Below are 16,197 nucleotides of genomic sequence, written 5' to 3'. Positions count from 1 at the left end.
CGGACCACTCGACCCATTGGGGGGAACGGGTCGAGCGGCGACGCCCGAGGCTCGAGGGGGGTCGCACCCCAGGCGTGGTGACGACGCTACGCCCGCGCACCCACAGCGGCAACTCGGTTCGCTTTCAGGTGATCGGGTCCCGCCCATCGGCCCCGACCGAGGACGGGAGGCCCGGTGCGGGGCCGCCACGGGCCTCCCGGAATAGGGTGGCGGCATGCACGGTGAGTACAAGGTCCCCGGAGGCAAGCTCGTCGTCGTCGACCTGGAGGTCGTCGACGGCAAGATCGACCGGTTCCGGCTGGCGGGTGACTTCTTCCTCGAACCGGACGACGCGCTGCCGCTGATCGACCAGGCGGTGGACGGCCTGCGGGCCGACACCGACGCGGCCGGGATCGCCGCAGCCGTGCGACACGCGCTGCCCGAGGACGCCGTCCTGCTCGGCTTCACGCCCGAGTCAGTCGGGGTCGCCGTCCGCCGAGCCCTGTCGCGGGCCTCGTCGTGGCGGGACTACGAGTGGCAGGTCATCCACGAGGGCCCGATCAGCCCGAACGAGCACCTGGCGCTCGACCAGGTCCTCACCGAAGAGGTCGGTGCCGGGCGCCGTGGGCCGACCCTGCGGATCTGGGAATGGGACCAGCCGGCCGTCGTCATCGGGTCGTTCCAGTCGCTGAAGAACGAGGTCGACCCGGCCGGCGCCGAGAAGTACGGCGTGCAGGTCGTCCGCCGCATCTCCGGTGGCGGCGCGATGTTCATGGACGCCGGCGCGATCATCTCCTACTCGCTCTACGTGCCGACCGAGCTCGTGCAGGGGATGACCTTCGCCGACTCGTACGCGTACCTCGACGAGTGGGTGATCGAGGCGCTGAAGTCACTCGGCATCGAGGCGTACTACCAGCCGCTCAACGACATCACCTCGGCCAAGGGCAAGATCGGCGGTGCCGCGCAGAAGCGCCTGGGCACCGGGTCGCTGCTGCACCACGCCACCATGAGCTACGACATGGACGGCGAGAAGATGGTGGAGGTGCTGCGCATCGGTCGCGAGAAGATGAGCGACAAGGGGACGACGAGCGCCGCGAAGCGTGTCGATCCGCTGCGGTCCCAGACCGGCCTGAGCCGCGCGGAGATCATCCACCGACTCGTCGGCACCTTCACGAAGCTCTACGGGGCGACCGAGGGGCACGTCACCGACGCCGAGCGGCAGAAGGCGCAGGAGCTCGTGGCGACGAAGTTCTCGACGCGGGAGTGGCTCGAGCGGGTGCCATGAGCGCGGCGCCCGCGAGGGGTGGGTCCGGGCTGGGCGACACAGCTCGCGCCCCGGTACCCCCGCACGGTCGCTGTGCGCGAGTCTCGACGCGTGCGGATCGCGAGGATCAGCCGCGCGGCGGATGTCCTCCGTCGATCGGCCACGTAACGTCACTGCCGTGAACTGGTTGATCTTCCTGGGGGCGGTGGCCGCTGCGGTCGTCGTGGTGTGGATCGCCGACCGTCTGGGCTGGATCGACCTGTCGAACAAGTCCACACGCGGGGGCGGGTCCGGTGGCGTGGTGTCGATGATGGACGAGGTCTTCGCGCCCACCCGTCACGAGACGCAGGCCGAGTACGAGCGACAGGCGCGCCTCCCGCGCGAAGCGCCGACGCCGTCGCGCGACGACCACGACCTGCTCAGCGGGACCGTGCTCATCCGGGTGCCCTCGAGTCGGGCCGGCAGCGGCACGCACCGGGCGGGGACGCACGACCGGTCGTACTGACCACCGCGCGCCTCCGACCGGGCGGGTCAGCGCGTGGTGAGGTCCTGGTGGTCCGGGTGCCGTTCGAGCCACGCGGCGACGTAGCTGCACTCGGCGACGACGCGACGGTCGGAGTTCGCGCGCACGTCGTCCAGCGCGTGCTCGACGAGGATCGAGGCGTGGCCGCCGCCGCGGTGCTCCGGGTCGACCTCGGTGTGGACGAAGTGGATCGCGTCGCCGTCGATCTCGTAGGCGGCGAGGCCGATGACGTCGCCGTCCACGACGAGGGAGTACTGGTTCTGGTCGGTGTCGTTGCGGACTTCGAGACTCACCCTCCGGACGCTACGCCGGACACCTTCCACGGAACGCAACGTGGGCGGCTGCACACCGCGGAGTACCGCTGCGTGCAACCGCCCACGTTGCGTGTTGCGAGGGGCTACCCGGCCGTGTGGCGGCCGTGCGGGTGCTCGTCGGCCTCGGCCGGCACGGCAGGCTCGTCCGGCTCGACCGACGACCGGGCCGGGGTCTCGCCGGCGGCGTGCGCGCCGTGCTGCACCCGGAGCACACCGGTCGCGGCCGGAGGCTCGTCCACCGGCGTCGACGACGAGTGCGCGCCGTGCGTGGACGCGTGGGGCAGGGGTGCCCGGGTGCCTTCCGCTCCGGTCGCCCGGGCCGAGCGGGGCTGCGCGGGCACATCGGGCGACGTGGGCACGATCGACATCGACCCCGTGTCGGGCGAGACGAGCGAGCCGGAGCCCGCCGCTGCCTGCTGGGCGTCGACGGTCAGTCGGTCGTCATCGGCGCTCTTGCGTGCGGCGTCGGCCTGCTCCTGCAGCGCCGACGTCTTGCGGAGCGGCGGCACCTTGAAGAACCAGGTCAGGACGAAGGCCAGCAGGATGACCGCGAGGCCGACCCAGTAGACCGTGACCGCGGAGTCGCTGAACCCGACCAGGAACGGACGACTGAGCCGCTTGTCGGACCCGTTGAGGAACGACGTGTCGTTGGTCGACGATGTGCTCGAGGAGGTGCCGCCCTTGCCGTCGCGCAGCTGATCGACGAGCTTCGGCGCCACCGTGTCGACGATGTCCCGTCGCTGCCCGGCGTTCGAGTAGTCGACCTGCAGCGTGCCGTCGACGACCTCGGCGCCCGCCTTGGCCGCGGCGGTCTGCAGCGCCTTCTGCTCGGCGTCACCCTTCGCGTCGGCGATCTGCTGGGCGATGACCGTGTCGGCTGCCGCGGCGGGGACCGTGCCAGCGTCGACCTGCTGCTGCACGGCGGCGGTGACCTGCTTCGTCACGGCCTGGTCGGCGGCCTGCTTCGCCTGCACGGCGCCCTGATCGAGACCGTCCTGCACGTTCTGCTTGATCGGCGTGACGATCGGGTCCCAGATCTGGTCCATCACGCCCTTGTTCTGCTCGGCGTTGGCCACCGCCGGGTTCAAGGCCGCGTTCAGGGCGCTCTTCAGGTCGGACTCGTTCTGCAGCGCCCCGGTGATGTTCGTCGGCATGAGGCTGAAGAGCACGGACAGGAGCACTGCGGTGCCCATGGTGCCGCCGATCTGGCGGAAGAAGGTCGCGGCGCTGGTGGCGACACCGATGTCCCGCGGCGACACCGAGTTCTGCGCGGCGAGCGTCAGCGTCTGCATGAGCTGACCGAGCCCGAGGCCGATGAGGAACATGCCGGTCATCAGGAACCACAGCGGCCGGTCGGCGGTGAGGAACGTCAGTACGGTGTAGCCGACCGCGGTGAAGGCCGTGCCGGTGACCGGGAAGATCCGGTACTTGCCCGTGCGGGACACGATCTGACCCGAGGCGATCGACGAGATCATCAGGCCGAGGACCATCGGCAGCATCGCGAACCCGGACTCGGTCGGCGTGACGCCCTTGACGATCTGCAGGTACAGCGGGATGGTCAGCATCGCTCCGAACATGCCGAAGCCGATGAGCACGGACAGCACGGCGGCCATCGAGAACACGTGCGAGCCGAACAACTTCAGCGGCAGGATCGCATCGTCTCCCATCGCCCGCTCGACGATGACGAACGCGATCAGGCCGAGCGCCCCGACGCCGTAGCAGGCGAGGGCGCCGGGGGAGCCCCAGCCCCACTCGCGGCCCTGCTCGGCGATGAGGAGCAGCGGGACCAGCGTCACGATGACGAGGGACGCGCCCCACCAGTCGATGCGCGGCTTGCGGCGCTCCCCGTACTTCGGCAGGTGCAGGAACGTCAGCACCATGAACAGCGCGATGATGCCGATCGGCACGTTGATCAGGAAGACCCAGCGCCATCCGGAGATGAAGAGCAGTTCGTTCGCGCCGGCGAAGACACCGCCGACGAGCGGACCGATGACGGACGAGATGCCGAACACGGCCAGGAAGTACCCCTGGTACTTGGCGCGCTCACGCGGAGCGAGCATGTCGCCCATGATGGCCAGCGGCAGGGACATCAGACCACCGGCACCGAGGCCCTGCAGCGCGCGGAACCCGGCGAGCATCAGCATCGACGTCGAGAACGACGCGGCGAGCGAGCCGATGATGAAGATCGCGATCGCGGTGATGAACAGCGGACGTCGGCCGAAGAGGTCGGAGAGCTTGCCGTAGATCGGCGTGGTGATCGTCGAGGCGATCAGGTAGCCGGTCGTGACCCAGGCCTGCTGGTCGAGACCGTGCAGGTCATCGCCGATGGTGCGGATCGCCGTGCCGACGATCGTCTGGTCGAGGGCGCCCAGGAACATGCCGGCCATCAGGCCGTAGATCACGAGCAGGATCTGGCGGTGGTTCATCACGGCGTTCGAGGACGTCGTGGGGGCCGCGGGTGCGGTCGCGGTCTGTGTCATGTGCGGGACTCCCGAGGATTTTGCGCTGCGTGCAAAGTTACAACTCGGGCAACGGCGGCGCGCACCGGGAGCGCCTTCCTGTGGAGATCGGCAGCCCTCCACAGCGTGATGTGGGGCAGACCTCCGGCGTGATCGGCCGGGGCCCGCTCGTCAGGCGACGGCCTGCTCGAGGGCCTCCTGGAACCGCTCGTCGACCTCGATGCGGAGTTCACCGGTCTCGTGGTCGAACGTCGACACGGGGGACACGTGGTCGTGGCGCGAGAACAGCAGGTGCGGGCTGAGCAGGCCGCCCGGCAGCCCGGCGTCCTCGTCCCCGAGGATCTGCACCAGCAGCCCGGCGAGCGTCTGGATCGCCTGCAGGCTGTCGGCGTCGCGGAGCGGGACCGCGAGCAGCAGGTGGCGGTGCGGCACCGCGAACACCGTGCCGAACGGGGCGGCACCGAACAGTGCCGGCAGGTTGACGGCCTTCGACGCGATGAAGAGGGACTCGCCCTCGACGATGTGGACCCCGGGGGCGATCTCCGCGTTCGCGTCGACCGCTTCGGCGTCGGTGTTGAACCGGGCCATGGCCCACAGCTCGTCCGCGCCGAGCGCGAGCTTCGGCAGCGTCTGCGTCGCCAGGGTGCTCACCATCGTCGGGTAGTCCACGCACAGCCCGAGGACGAGACCCGGTGCGAACGGACGCGCGTACGTCAGGTCGGTGGGGTCGGCACCGTCCTCGGCGAGCAGACGCAGACGCACCCGGTCGCGCAGTTCGTCGGCACTGAGCTCTTCCGGCGTGGGCTCACGGTGGGCCTGCAGCATCCGGTCGAAGTGCGCACGGACGATGTCCGTCCGACGCTCCTCGGTCTCTCCGCGGACCTGCGCGGCGAGGTTGGCGAGCAGGTAGACCTGCCCGTCCGCACCGAGCAGACGCACGTGCATCGGATCGCCGGGAGGCCCGTCCACCGTCGTCTCGACGCCTCGCTCCGCCAAGGTGCGCTGCGCGAGCACGACGAGTGGCAACGGCTCTGCCACCGGCTTCTTCCGTCCGAACAACGCCATGCGGCTCAGCCTTGCACGGAACGCCGCGGCTGTCAGGCCCCGAGTGCGGCGTCGACGATCTCCTTGGCTTCGCGCTGGACCTGCTCCAGGTGCTCCTGCCCGACGAAGCTCTCGGCGTAGATCTTGTAGACGTCCTCGGTGCCGGACGGTCGGGCCGCGAACCAGGCCTTGTCCGTGACGACCTTGACGCCGCCGACGGCCGCGTCGTTGCCCGGGGCCTTCGAGAGCTTCGCCGTGATCGGGTCACCGGCCAGGGTCTCGGCGGTGATGGCGTCGCCGTCGAGCTTCGACAGGCGGGCCTTCTGCTCCTTGCTGGCGGCGGCGTCGACGCGCTGGTACACCGGGTCGCCGAAGCGCTCGGTGAGCTCGGCGTACAGCTGCGACGGGGTCTTGCCGGTGACGGCGACGATCTCGGATGCCAAGAGCGCCAGGATGATGCCGTCCTTGTCGGTTGTCCACGCTGTGCCGTCCATGCGGAGGAACGACGCGCCCGCGGACTCTTCGCCACCGAAGGCGACAGAGCCGTCGATCAACCCGGGGACGAACCACTTGAAGCCGACCGGGACCTCCCACAGGCGACGGCCGAGGGACTCGGCGACGCGGTCGATGATGCTCGACGACACCAGGGTCTTGCCGATCGCCGCGTCGTCACGCCAGTGCGGACGGTGCGCGTAGAGGTACTCGATCGCGACGGCGAGGTAGTGGTTCGGGTTCATCAGTCCGCCGTCGGGCGTGACGATGCCGTGCCGGTCGGAGTCGGCGTCGTTGCCGGTCAAGACGTCGAAGTCGTCCTTCCGGGCCACGACCGACGCCATCGCCGAGGGGCTCGACGGATCCATCCGGATCTTGCCGTCCCAGTCGAGCGTCATGAACGACCAGGTCGGGTCGACGTCCGGGTTCACGACGGTGAGGTCCAGGCCGTAGTGGTCGCGGATGAGGTTCCAGTAGGGCAGCGAGGCACCACCGAGCGGGTCGGCGCCGATCTTCACCCCGGCGCGCTTGATGGCGTCGATGTCGATGATGTTCTCGAGGTCGGCCACGTAGTTGTGCAGGAAGTCGTAGCCGTCGTGTGTGGCGTGCTCGGCGCGCTGCACCTCCGCGTTGCCACCAGCGATGATCGCGTTGGCGCGGTCGGCGATCCACGTCGTGGCGTCGCTGTCGGCGGGGCCACCGTGCGGCGGGTTGTACTTGAAGCCGCCGTCGCGGGGCGGGTTGTGGCTCGGGGTGATGACGATGCCGTCCGCGGTGTCGTCGTGCCCGGCGGTGTTGTAGGCGATGATCGCGTGGCTCAGCGCCGGGGTCGGGACGTACCCGTTGTCGGAGTCGGCCAGGACGTGCACGCCGTTCGCCGCCAGGACCTCGAGCGCGGTCCGCTCGGCGGGGCCGGAGAGCGCGTGGGTGTCGCGGCCGATGAACAGCGGGCCGTCGGTGCCCTGCGCGGTGCGGTACTCCACGATCGCCTGCGTGATGGCGGCGATGTGCGTGTCGTTGAACGCACTGTCGAGCGACGAGCCGCGGTGCCCCGAGGTGCCGAAGACGACCTTCTGCTCGGGGTCCGTCACGTCCGGGACCCGGTCGTAGTACGCGGCGATGAGCGCATCGAGGTCGACGAGGTCGTCTGCGGTCGCTGGGGTTCCGGCACGGTCGTTCATGACCCCATCCTGGCATCGCCGCGGTGGACGCGCCCACGGTTGTGGAGAACCGTGCGGGGTCCCGGCGGGACGAGCGCGGGCGGCGGTCGGGTCAGGCCGTGCGGAACGACCCGGTCGCGGTACGGACGGACCCGGTGACGGTCCGCGTGCTCGACGTCGCCGTGCCCGGGCGACGGAACTGGGTGTCCACGAACCGACCGATGCGTCCGGCTTGAACGCCCGTGTAGGTACCGGTCTCGGTGTCGACGCGCAGCGCACGCCCGGTCGAGGTGTAGGTGCCGAGCTCGTCGCGCTGACGGAGTCCGCTGACGAAGGTCCCGCCGAGGGGGAAGGTGCTCATGGTGCTCTCCTCGCTGTCGTGCCGAGGTGCCGCGACCATCGAGCCGACGGGTCCGCGACACCATCGACTGCTGGGTAACACTGTACGTTCTTCTCTTGCATCATGCAAAACAACGACGTGGCGTCAGGCGATGAGCTCACAGAAGTGTCGACCGCCGTCGGTCCAGCTCTGCCGAACGGTCAGCCCGGCCGTCGCGGCGTGGACCTGCAGCGCGGTGAGTCCGACCTCGGCCCACGGGAAGGCGGAGCTCGCGTGGCCGTCCGTGTCCGTCACGGTGGCGACGTAGGCGCGATCGACGTCGACGTCGCGGTTCGTCTCGACGACGACCCGGCCACCGGCCCGGACGATCTCGGCCGCACGGGCGAGCAGGGCGACGGGGTCGCCGCCGATGCCGATGTTGCCGTCGATGACGAGCGCGGTGTCCCAGCGCCCCTCGTCGGGCACCGGCTCGAACACCGAACCCTGGACGGCCCGGCCGCCGGACCGGGTGGCGATGGCGACGGCCTCGGCCGAGACGTCGACGCCGAGTGCCGGAACACCCATCCGCAGTGCGGCGACCAGCATCCGACCCGGACCGCAACCGAGGTCGATGACCGGGCCGTCGGCTCCCTCGAGCAGGGACCGGTCGACCCGGTCCGCCGCGGCGCTCCAGCGTCCGACGTCCATCGTGACGACCTCGCCCGGACGGTCGGGATCGGTCAGGCGGAGTCGTCCGTCGGAGCGCAGGGCCCGCGTGTAGGGCTCGTCGCCGCCGGCCCCGAAGGCCTGCAGGGTGCTGGTCGTGTCGGTCATCGGACATCTCCGGAGGTCGTCGCGGACTCGTCGGCCAGGGCCGCCGCGAACCGCGTGGTGGGAGCGAGTGCCGCGACGCGCTCGGCGTCCGGCAGCGTGTCGACGTCGAGCAACTCGGCCAGGAGGCCCGTGTCGAGCCCGGCGGACCGCAACCGATCGAGCTGCACGGCCCCGGTGTCGTCCTGCGACATCGGCACGCCGCGGATCAGGTCGCCGGTGGGTTCCCGCATGAACAGGGACCAGAAGCCGCCGTCCTCGGCCGGACCGAACCACGCGTCGCGCTCGGCGCCGTCGAACACGGGGGCGAGGGCGTCGACCGACACCTGCGGGGTGTCCATGCCGACCAGGAGCAGCGGCTCCTGCACGGTGTCGAACAGGAAGCCCAGGCGCTCGTCGAGTCCGCCGCCGGGCTGGTGCAGGACGTCGAAGCCGTCCGCGCCCTCGGGCAGGACGTCACCGTCGTAGAAGAGGACTCGACGGGCTGCCGGCAGGGCCGACACCGTGGCGAGCGTGTCGGCGAGGCTGGCGGCGGCGACCCTGGCCGCACCCTCGGGCGTCAGGGCGGGGGTCAGGCGTGTCTTCACCTTGCCGGGCAGGCACTCCTTGGCGACGACGGCCACGGTGATGCCGGTCACGAGCGGACCTCCGCCGCCGACTGCTCGGCCGCCGACTGCTCGGCCGCGGGCGATGCGGCCGCGGGGGATGCGGAGGCGGCGCGCTGGCGGACCGACACGGGTGCGGCGGACCGGGTGCGGGCCTCCCGACGGTACGCACGGAGGAGGCGCGACATGTCCTTGACGGCGTTGACCGTGCCGCGGAGGGTCCCGGTGACCTTGCTGTCGCCGATGCGCTGCGCGTACCCGATGTCCGACTCGTCCACACGCCAGCCGGCGGCGTGCGCGGCGAGCACCATCTCGAGCGGGTAACCGCTGCGACGGTCCCGGAGGTCGAGGGCGACCAGGTCCTCGCGGCGCATCACGCGCATCGGACCGAGGTCGGTCAGGCGGTAGCCGGTCGCGCGCCGCATCAGGACGGCGAGGACACGGTTCGCGAAGCGTGCGTGCGGTGCCCAGGCCCCGCGGGTGGTGGGGACGCGGCGGCCGAGGGCCAGGTCGACCCGGCCGTCCGCGACGCGCTGCACGAGGGCGGGGAGTTCGGCCGGGTCCATCGACGCGTCGGCGTCGCAGAAGGCCACGTAGTCGGCGGTCGCGGCGGCGACGCCGGCGGCGCAGGCCGACCCGAAGCCGCGGACCGGCTCGGTGACGACGAGGGCGCCGTGGGCGCGGGCGACGTCGGCCGAGCCGTCGGTCGAACCGTTGTCGACGACCACGGCCCGGTACCCCTCGGGGAGGCGGCCGATGACGGACGGCAGTGCGTCCGCCTCGTCGAGGCAGGGGAGGATCACGTCGACGCTCATGGAGACCATTCGGTGCGGGTCCTCGGAGCGATGGGTCGGAGTCGTGACCGCGTCAGCCGGGCGCGTCGGTGCGGGTCCGACGGCGTCCGCTGCGGGGTGTTGTGTCATGCACCCAACCCAACACGACGTCGCTGGTCGGGGTACGTGGTCGTGCGCTCCGATGGCCGATCTCCGCACCGCGGTTGCGGTCGCGCGGCGAGTCGGACGGGAGGCGCGCCCCGGGTGGGGGACGTGCCTCCCGTCCGATGCGTGGTCGGGCCGGGACCGGCGGCCGGGATCGATCCGTGTCCGGTTCGCGCCCGGTTGCGTCAGCGCACCGCTGCGCGGAGCGGTGCCGTCGCGAAGTCGCGCATGCCCTGCGTGAAGTCGACCTGCGCCTGCCAGCCGAGCTCCTCGGCGATGCGCGCCGAGGACGCGGTCACGTGCCGGACGTCGCCCAGGCGGTACTCGCCCGTGACGACCGGCTGCGGGCCGTCCGGACCGGCGATCGCTGCGGCCATCTCACCGATCGTGTGGACCGTGCCGGAGCCGACGTTGAACGCCCGGAAGGACTCCGACGGTGCGGACTCGGTCGCGGCGATCGCCGCGAGGTTCGCACCGGCGACGTCGTCGACGTGCACGAAGTCACGGCGCTGTGCACCGTCCTCGAAGACCCGGGGTGCCTCGCCGCGGGCCAGGGCCGAGCGGAACAAGGACGCGACGCCCGCGTAGGGCGTGTTCGCGGGCATGCCCGGGCCGTACACGTTGTGGTAACGCAGCGCGACCGCTCGTCCGCCGGTGGCACGCGCCCAGGAGGAGGCGAGCTGCTCCTGCGCGACCTTCGTCTGCGCGTAGACGTTCCGCGGGTCGAGCGCTGCCGACTCGTCGATCAGACCCGGAAGCAGGGGGTGCCCGTCCGGACCGATCGGGTCGAACTGCCCGGCGTCCAGGTCCTCGCGGCGGCGCGCCGGCGGTCGGAGGGGTTCGCCGTCGGCGGTCGTGTACGCGCCTTCGCCGTAGACGACCATGGAACTGGCGACCACGAGCCGTCCGAGGTCCAGGCGGTCCATCGCGGCGAGCACGTGCGCGGTGCCGGCGTCGTTGCTGGAGACGTAGTCCGGCGCGTCCTGGAAGTCGACGCCGAGCCCGACCTTGGCGGCCTGGTGGCAGACCACGTCGACCTCGTGGAGGGCGGCGTCGAGGGCCACCCGGTCGCGGACGTCACCGTGCACCAGCTCGATGCCGGCGGTGCGGTGGGCGGTGACCACGGCCTCCGGGTCGCCGTGCACGTCAGTGCGGAGGGAGTCCAGGACCCGGACCTCGTACCCGGCGGCCAGGGCCTGCCGGACGATGGTCGAGCCGATGAAGCCGGCGCCGCCGGTGACCAGCAGGCGGGTCACGGGCGGAGTTCCAGCACGCGGGCGGAGGCGCTCGCCGGGACGAGTTCGCGCGGCGTGTAGTCGTCGGGGACCGCGGCGACGATCGAGCCGATCGCCCGGACGATCACCTCGTTCGCGCGGGCCAGGCGGTCCATCACGGCCTGGTGTGTGACCGGGGCCTCGGTGGAGGCCTGGTGCGTGACCGGCGCCTGGGTGGCGGCCTGGTCGTCGCCGGCCGCTGCGCCCGCGGCAGTCTCGTCCGCGGCCGGCGCGAGACCCGCGTCGGCGTCGGTGACGAACGACAGGTTCACCGTGCCGATGCCGAGCTCGGCGGCCAGGGGGACCTCGGGCGACATCGTCATGTTGATGGTGTGGCCGCCAGCCTCGCGCATCCAGACGGACTCGGCACGACTCGAGAACCGCGGGCCCTGGATGACGACGCAGGTGCCCGTCGGACGGAACGGCACATCGAGCGCCGCGATGGCGTCGATCGCGGCACGGCGCAGCACCGGGTCGAACGGGTCGGCGAAGGAGAGGTGCTGCACCTCGTCCTCGAAGTAGGTGTCGGCGCGGCCCCAGGTCCGGTCGATCAGCTGGTCCGTCACCACGAAGGTGCCGGGGGCGTAGTCGGGGTGCAGACCACCGACGGCGCTGGAGGACACCACGGCCCGGACGCCGAGCGACCGCAGCGCCCAGAGGTTCGCGCGGTGCTCGATCCGGTGCGGGGCGACCGAGTGCGTCCGGCCGTGCCGGGTGAGGAACGCGACCCGACGGCCGGACATCGTGCCGATGCTGATCGGGCTCGAGGTCGCGCCGAAGGGCGTCGGGACGTCGATCTCGTCCGCGGTCCCGGGCTCGAACAGCTCGTACAGGCCGGAACCACCGATCACTCCGATCGTTGCCGTCTTCTCGTTCTCCACAGGTCCTCCGGTCGTCCTCGGCGCTGGTCGCCGCCGTCGTTACGCTACAGATGCGGGCCAGGAACGGCCCGCGAGCGGTGCGTCATCCGATGCGCCGCGTCACGACCATTCGGAGGCGCGCGTGCGAACGATCGGTCAGCACCGGGAAGCAGTCCAGGCGCTCGTCGAGCCGGTGCTGCCCGGCGGACATGGAGCGGGGCCCGGGTCGGGGTCGGGTTCTGCGTCGGTCGAGACGGTGTCCGTGGTCGACCTGGCGGTCGCGTCCGGCGCGGGGCGCGGGTACCGGGTCCTCGCGAAGGCCGTCCCCGCCCCGACGCCGCTGCCGGCGTTCGACAACAGCCAGATGGACGGTTTCGCCGTCCGTGCTGCTGATGCCGGCACCACGCTCCGGGTCGGGGCGCCGATCCCGGCCGGCTTCGTGCCCCCGCCACTCGAGCCGGGCACCGCGGCACCGATCATGACCGGAGCACGTGTCCCCGCCGGTGCCGATGCCGTGTTCCCGGTGGAGTCGACCCCGGCCGGCTCCTTCCCCGCGGCCCTCGACACCGAGTCCGTCCCGGTACCGCACGACCTCGTCGCGGGGACCTTCGTGCGCGTCGCCGGATCGGACCTCCGCGCCGGAGCATCCATCGCGCGTGCCGGGCAACCTCTGACTCCCGCCGTCCTCGGCGCGCTCGCCGGGGCAGGGGTCGCCGCGGTCGATGTGTTCCGCCGTCCCCGGGTGCTCGTCGTGTCGACCGGCAGTGAACTGCTCGACGACGATGCCGCGGGCGTCCGTGCGGGCGTCAGGGCGGCCGTCGACCTGAGCGCCGGTGCGGTCATCGGCGACGCGAACGGGGTGGCGCTGTCCGCCGCACTCACCGAGGTGGGCGTCGAGACCCGCCGCGTCCGGGTGCCCGACGACCCCGAACGGTTCGTCGACGAGCTCGACCGCGCCGTGGGGGAGTGGGCCGACCTCGTCCTCACCACGGGTGGCATCAGCGCGGGGGCGTACGAGGTCGTCCGGCAGGCACTCGAGCCCCGCGGACTCGAGGTCACGCCGGTCGCGATGCAGCCCGGCGGTCCCCAGGCCCTGGGCAGCGTGACGATCGCCGGCCGGTCGGTGCCCGTCGTCGCCTTCCCCGGCAACCCCGTCTCGGCGCTGGTGTCCTTCGAGGTGTTCCTCCGCCCGGTCCTCGCCCGCGCCGCCGGCCTGCCCGGTGCCCGTCCGAGCACCGACGTGCCCAGCGCCGACTCCGCCACCTCACCCGCAGGCAAGCACCAGGTCCGGCGCGGCACGATCGTGGACGGCCGCGTGCAGTTCGTCGGCGGGCCCAGCTCACACCTGCTCTGGCACTACGCGGAGGCCACACACCTCGTCCACGTCCCGGTCGGCACCAGTCAGGTCGACGCGGGCGACGTCCTGACCGTCTGGAGCATCCGATGACCGACCTGTCCCACGTCCGCGCCGACGGCAGCGCGCACATGGTGGACGTCTCCGACAAGGACGTCACCGCTCGGTCCGCCACCGCCACCGCCACACTCGTGACCCGGGCGGACGTCGTCGCCCGCATCCTCGACGGCTCGCTGCCCAAGGGCGAGGTGATCGGCACCGCCCGGATCGCGGCGATCATGGCGGTGAAGAAGACGTCCGACCTCATCCCGCTCTGCCACCCGCTGCCGATCGCCGGAGTCGAGGTCGACATCACCGGCGCCGACGACCGCGTCGTGATCCAGGTGTCCGTCCGCACGACCTCCCGCACCGGAGTCGAGATGGAAGCCCTGACCGGCGCGAGCGTCGCTGCCCTGACCGTGTACGACATGGTCAAGGCCGTCGACCGGGCGGCGTCGATCACCGATGTCCGCGTGCTCGAGAAGCACGGCGGCCGTTCCGGCGACTGGAGCGCATCGTGACCGACGCCGCAACCGACCAGGGCCGCGCGGCCGTCCTCGTCGTGTCCACCTCGGCCGCCACCGACCCCGCGCTCGACCGCACCGGACCGGTCATCGCCGAGTGGCTCCGCACCCGCGGGTTCACCGTCGGCGACCCGGCGATCGTCCCGGACGGCGGTCCCGTCGCCGACACCCTCACCGCAGCCGTCAGCGGTGGCGCCCGCGTCGTCATCACCACGGGCGGCACCGGTGTCACCCCGACCGACCGCACCCCCGAAGCCGTCGCGCCGCTGCTCGACCTGGAGCTCCCCGGCATCGTCGAGGAGATCCGGCGCCGCGGTCTCGCCGGAGCCGGCCCCACCGCACTGCTCAGCCGCGGAGTCGCCGGGGTCGTCGGCGGCCGGGCCTTCGTCGTCACGCTGCCCGGGTCCCGCGGCGGGGTCGCCGACGGGCTGGCCGTGCTCGACGGACTCCTCGACCACCTGCTCGCCCAGCTGCACGGCGACGGGCACGCCCCGCGGAGCGCCTCGTGAGCGCCACCGCGGCCGAGCGGGTCGTCGTGGCGGACGTCGTCGACCGCGACATCACCGTCGACGAGGTGTCCGCGGTCGTGGCCTCCGACCAGGACGGTGCCGTGGTCACGTTCGCCGGCGTCGTACGCGACCACGACGGCGGCAAGGGCGTCACCGCTCTCGACTACGAGCGGCACCCGAGCGCCGGTGACGTCATCGCCTCGGTCGCCCGGACAATTGCCGAACAGCACCCCGAGGTCCGGATCGCCGTGCTGCACCGCGTGGGCGCCCTCGGCATCGGGGACGTCGCGCTCGCCGCAGCCGTGGCGTCCGGACACCGTGCTGAGGCCTTCGCAGCCTGCGCTGCCTTGATCGACCTGGTGAAGGAGCAGGTGCCGATCTGGAAGCACCAGCGCTTCACGGACGGTTCCGACGAGTGGGTCGCCGCGCTCTGACCTCTCCGCGAAAGCGACAGATCAGCGCCGGACTCTGCGGCTGATCTGTCGCTTCGGCGGAGTGACCAGCCGCACCACCCCACGAAGGCGGGCGTAGCGGCTGGACTCAGCACACCCATAGGATCCGGAGCCATGGGAATCCTGCTGTCCGGCGTGAGCGTCGTCCTGCTCGTGTTCGCGTTGATCGACATCATCACGCGCACCGACAGCGAGGTCCGGGGCCTGCCGAAGGTCGCGTGGATCATCCTCGTGATCCTGCTGCCCGTCGTCGGCAGCATCGTCTGGTTCGCGATCGGGCACGACTGGGCTGCCGGTCCTCGGAACCACGGCCGGTACATCGAACCCACCCGCCACGAGGACCGCTACGCCACCCTCGGCGCCGCGAAGAGCGCCCACGGGGACAAGCGCGTCTCGAGCACCGAGCAGGAACTCGCCGAACTCGAGCGCGAGATCGAGTACTGGGAGGCGCAGGCGCGCCTGAAGCGGGCGAAGGAAGCCGCCGGCGAGGGCGACCCGACCCCGGCGACGTGAGCAGGGCCTCCAGGCCGGACGCCTGGGCCGACGTGCCACCGCTGTCCCTCGACGACCGCCGGTGGGACCTGGTGGACCAGCGGTCCGCCGTCCTGTCGGGCGGCGACGAACCACCGACGCCGAGTGACCCGGAGCACAGCCGGCGTCGTCGTGTCCGGCTGGCGGCGGCGGCCGCAGTCGTCGTCCTCGCTGCTGCGGCCGGGGCGTGGCTGGCCGTGCAGACGACGATGCCCGCCCGACGGCCGTCCGACACGCAGTTCCTCATCGGCTCGGGCGTCTTCGTGCTGGGTCTCGTTGTGTGGGCGATCGGGGTCGCGCGGATCGTGCGGACCGGCCGGGCGCACTCGTGGCGGGCGATGTGGTCCGACCCGCTGTCCGGGATGTCGATGCGCGAGCGGCGGGAGGTCGACCGTGTCCTCCGTGGTCGTGCACCCGCGGAGCCGCATCGGGTCCGGGCGCTCCGACGTCTGGCGCTCCTGCGCCTGCGGCAGAGCGAGTGGACGCTCTGGTTCACCGCGGGGTGGGTGCCGTTGGCAGCGGGGCAGTCCCTCGCCGCGCGTGACGACTTCATGCTCTGGGTCGAAGGCATCCTCGCGCTCGTGTTCGGGGCGATGTTCCTCGTCGTGATGATCCAGCGGGAGCACTGGCGGGCGTTCCTCGACCGGACGGCCTGAGCCGCGCCTCCCGGCCGGCCGCCGTACCCGGCGCGAGCCGGACCCGCACAACGACATCGGGCTCGCGCCA

18 protein-coding genes are annotated in these 16,197 nt (G+C 71.8%); 8 read left to right on the top strand and 10 right to left on the bottom strand.

The window, feature by feature from the left end; genetic code table 11:
* The first annotated feature begins 214 nt into the window (after positions 1–214).
* Both DEJ31_RS04650 and DEJ31_RS04645 read left to right on the top strand, forming a co-directional pair.
* Positions 215–1,264 carry a biotin/lipoate A/B protein ligase family protein gene (locus DEJ31_RS04650; protein WP_111121285.1) on the top strand — a complete coding sequence of 350 codons (1,050 nt, stop codon included), beginning with the start codon at positions 215–217 and terminating at the stop codon, positions 1,262–1,264.
* Between the two features lie 157 nt (positions 1,265–1,421).
* A complete protein-coding gene (locus DEJ31_RS04645) occupies positions 1,422–1,748 on the top strand; it encodes a hypothetical protein (protein ID WP_111044736.1) in 327 nt (108 codons plus the stop codon).
* A gap of 26 nt (positions 1,749–1,774) precedes the next feature.
* On the opposite strand, the gene DEJ31_RS04640 is transcribed toward DEJ31_RS04645, so the two are convergent.
* The 10 genes from DEJ31_RS04640 to DEJ31_RS04595 form a co-directional block, all read right to left on the bottom strand.
* Complete coding sequence (locus DEJ31_RS04640; RefSeq protein ID WP_111044735.1) at positions 1,775–2,059, bottom strand: GNAT family N-acetyltransferase; 285 nt, start codon at positions 2,057–2,059, stop codon at positions 1,775–1,777.
* A gap of 104 nt (positions 2,060–2,163) precedes the next feature.
* Positions 2,164–4,560, bottom strand: coding sequence for an MDR family MFS transporter (locus tag DEJ31_RS04635; RefSeq protein ID WP_111121284.1), 2,397 nt, complete (start codon positions 4,558–4,560; stop codon positions 2,164–2,166).
* 150 nt (positions 4,561–4,710) lie between these two features.
* The gene (locus DEJ31_RS04630; protein WP_110904105.1) at positions 4,711–5,604 is read right to left on the bottom strand and encodes a hypothetical protein; all 894 of its coding nucleotides are present in this window, start codon (positions 5,602–5,604) and stop codon (positions 4,711–4,713) included.
* A gap of 32 nt (positions 5,605–5,636) precedes the next feature.
* Complete coding sequence (gene pgm, locus DEJ31_RS04625) at positions 5,637–7,256, bottom strand: phosphoglucomutase (alpha-D-glucose-1,6-bisphosphate-dependent) (protein ID WP_110904106.1); 1,620 nt, start codon at positions 7,254–7,256, stop codon at positions 5,637–5,639.
* A 91-nt stretch (positions 7,257–7,347) separates the two neighbouring features.
* The gene (locus DEJ31_RS04620) at positions 7,348–7,596 is read right to left on the bottom strand and encodes a hypothetical protein (protein ID WP_146236759.1); all 249 of its coding nucleotides are present in this window, start codon (positions 7,594–7,596) and stop codon (positions 7,348–7,350) included.
* A gap of 123 nt (positions 7,597–7,719) precedes the next feature.
* The gene (locus tag DEJ31_RS04615) at positions 7,720–8,388 is read right to left on the bottom strand and encodes a bifunctional 2-polyprenyl-6-hydroxyphenol methylase/3-demethylubiquinol 3-O-methyltransferase UbiG (RefSeq protein WP_110904108.1); all 669 of its coding nucleotides are present in this window, start codon (positions 8,386–8,388) and stop codon (positions 7,720–7,722) included.
* On the bottom strand, positions 8,385–9,023 hold the full coding sequence (locus DEJ31_RS04610) for a DUF2064 domain-containing protein (protein ID WP_258366147.1): 639 nt from the start codon (positions 9,021–9,023) through the stop codon (positions 8,385–8,387). The genes DEJ31_RS04615 and DEJ31_RS04610 overlap by 4 nt, the downstream gene beginning before the upstream one ends.
* Positions 9,020–9,805, bottom strand: coding sequence for a glycosyltransferase family 2 protein (locus DEJ31_RS04605; RefSeq protein ID WP_309147270.1), 786 nt, complete (start codon positions 9,803–9,805; stop codon positions 9,020–9,022). Before DEJ31_RS04605 ends, DEJ31_RS04610 begins: the two co-directional genes overlap by 4 nt.
* Positions 9,806–10,113: 308 nt before the next feature.
* Positions 10,114–11,184, bottom strand: coding sequence for an NAD(P)-dependent oxidoreductase (locus DEJ31_RS04600; protein WP_111044731.1), 1,071 nt, complete (start codon positions 11,182–11,184; stop codon positions 10,114–10,116).
* A complete protein-coding gene (locus DEJ31_RS04595; protein ID WP_111044730.1) occupies positions 11,181–12,083 on the bottom strand; it encodes an MTAP family purine nucleoside phosphorylase in 903 nt (300 codons plus the stop codon). The genes DEJ31_RS04600 and DEJ31_RS04595 overlap by 4 nt, the downstream gene beginning before the upstream one ends.
* Before the next feature lie 121 nt (positions 12,084–12,204).
* On the opposite strand from DEJ31_RS04595, the gene glp reads away from it, so the two are divergent.
* The 6 genes from glp (at position 12,205) to DEJ31_RS04565 (ending at position 16,127) form a co-directional block, all read left to right on the top strand.
* Complete coding sequence (glp, locus tag DEJ31_RS04590) at positions 12,205–13,509, top strand: gephyrin-like molybdotransferase Glp (RefSeq protein ID WP_111121283.1); 1,305 nt, start codon at positions 12,205–12,207, stop codon at positions 13,507–13,509.
* Positions 13,506–13,976 (top strand): cyclic pyranopterin monophosphate synthase MoaC, encoded by a 471-nt coding sequence (moaC, locus tag DEJ31_RS04585; protein ID WP_110904112.1) that lies wholly within the window; start codon positions 13,506–13,508, stop codon positions 13,974–13,976. Before glp ends, moaC begins: the two co-directional genes overlap by 4 nt.
* Entirely contained in the window at positions 13,973–14,488 is a 516-nt protein-coding gene (locus tag DEJ31_RS04580) for a molybdenum cofactor biosynthesis protein B (RefSeq protein WP_111044728.1), read from the top strand. Before moaC ends, DEJ31_RS04580 begins: the two co-directional genes overlap by 4 nt.
* The gene (locus DEJ31_RS04575; RefSeq protein ID WP_111044727.1) at positions 14,485–14,922 is read left to right on the top strand and encodes a molybdenum cofactor biosynthesis protein MoaE; all 438 of its coding nucleotides are present in this window, start codon (positions 14,485–14,487) and stop codon (positions 14,920–14,922) included. The genes DEJ31_RS04580 and DEJ31_RS04575 overlap by 4 nt, the downstream gene beginning before the upstream one ends.
* A gap of 132 nt (positions 14,923–15,054) precedes the next feature.
* Positions 15,055–15,453: a PLD nuclease N-terminal domain-containing protein gene (locus DEJ31_RS04570; protein WP_110904114.1), complete on the top strand. Its 399-nt coding sequence runs from the start codon at positions 15,055–15,057 to the stop codon at positions 15,451–15,453.
* Positions 15,450–16,127 (top strand): hypothetical protein, encoded by a 678-nt coding sequence (locus tag DEJ31_RS04565; protein WP_111044726.1) that lies wholly within the window; start codon positions 15,450–15,452, stop codon positions 16,125–16,127. Before DEJ31_RS04570 ends, DEJ31_RS04565 begins: the two co-directional genes overlap by 4 nt.
* The last annotated feature ends 70 nt before the right edge of the window (positions 16,128–16,197 follow it).

It is taken from the genome of Curtobacterium sp. MCPF17_031 (assembly GCF_003234035.1).
In the GTDB taxonomy this organism is placed as follows: domain Bacteria; phylum Actinomycetota; class Actinomycetes; order Actinomycetales; family Microbacteriaceae; genus Curtobacterium.
Note: the sequence above shows the minus strand (reverse complement) of the source record. Positions and strands in the feature narration are given on the sequence as shown.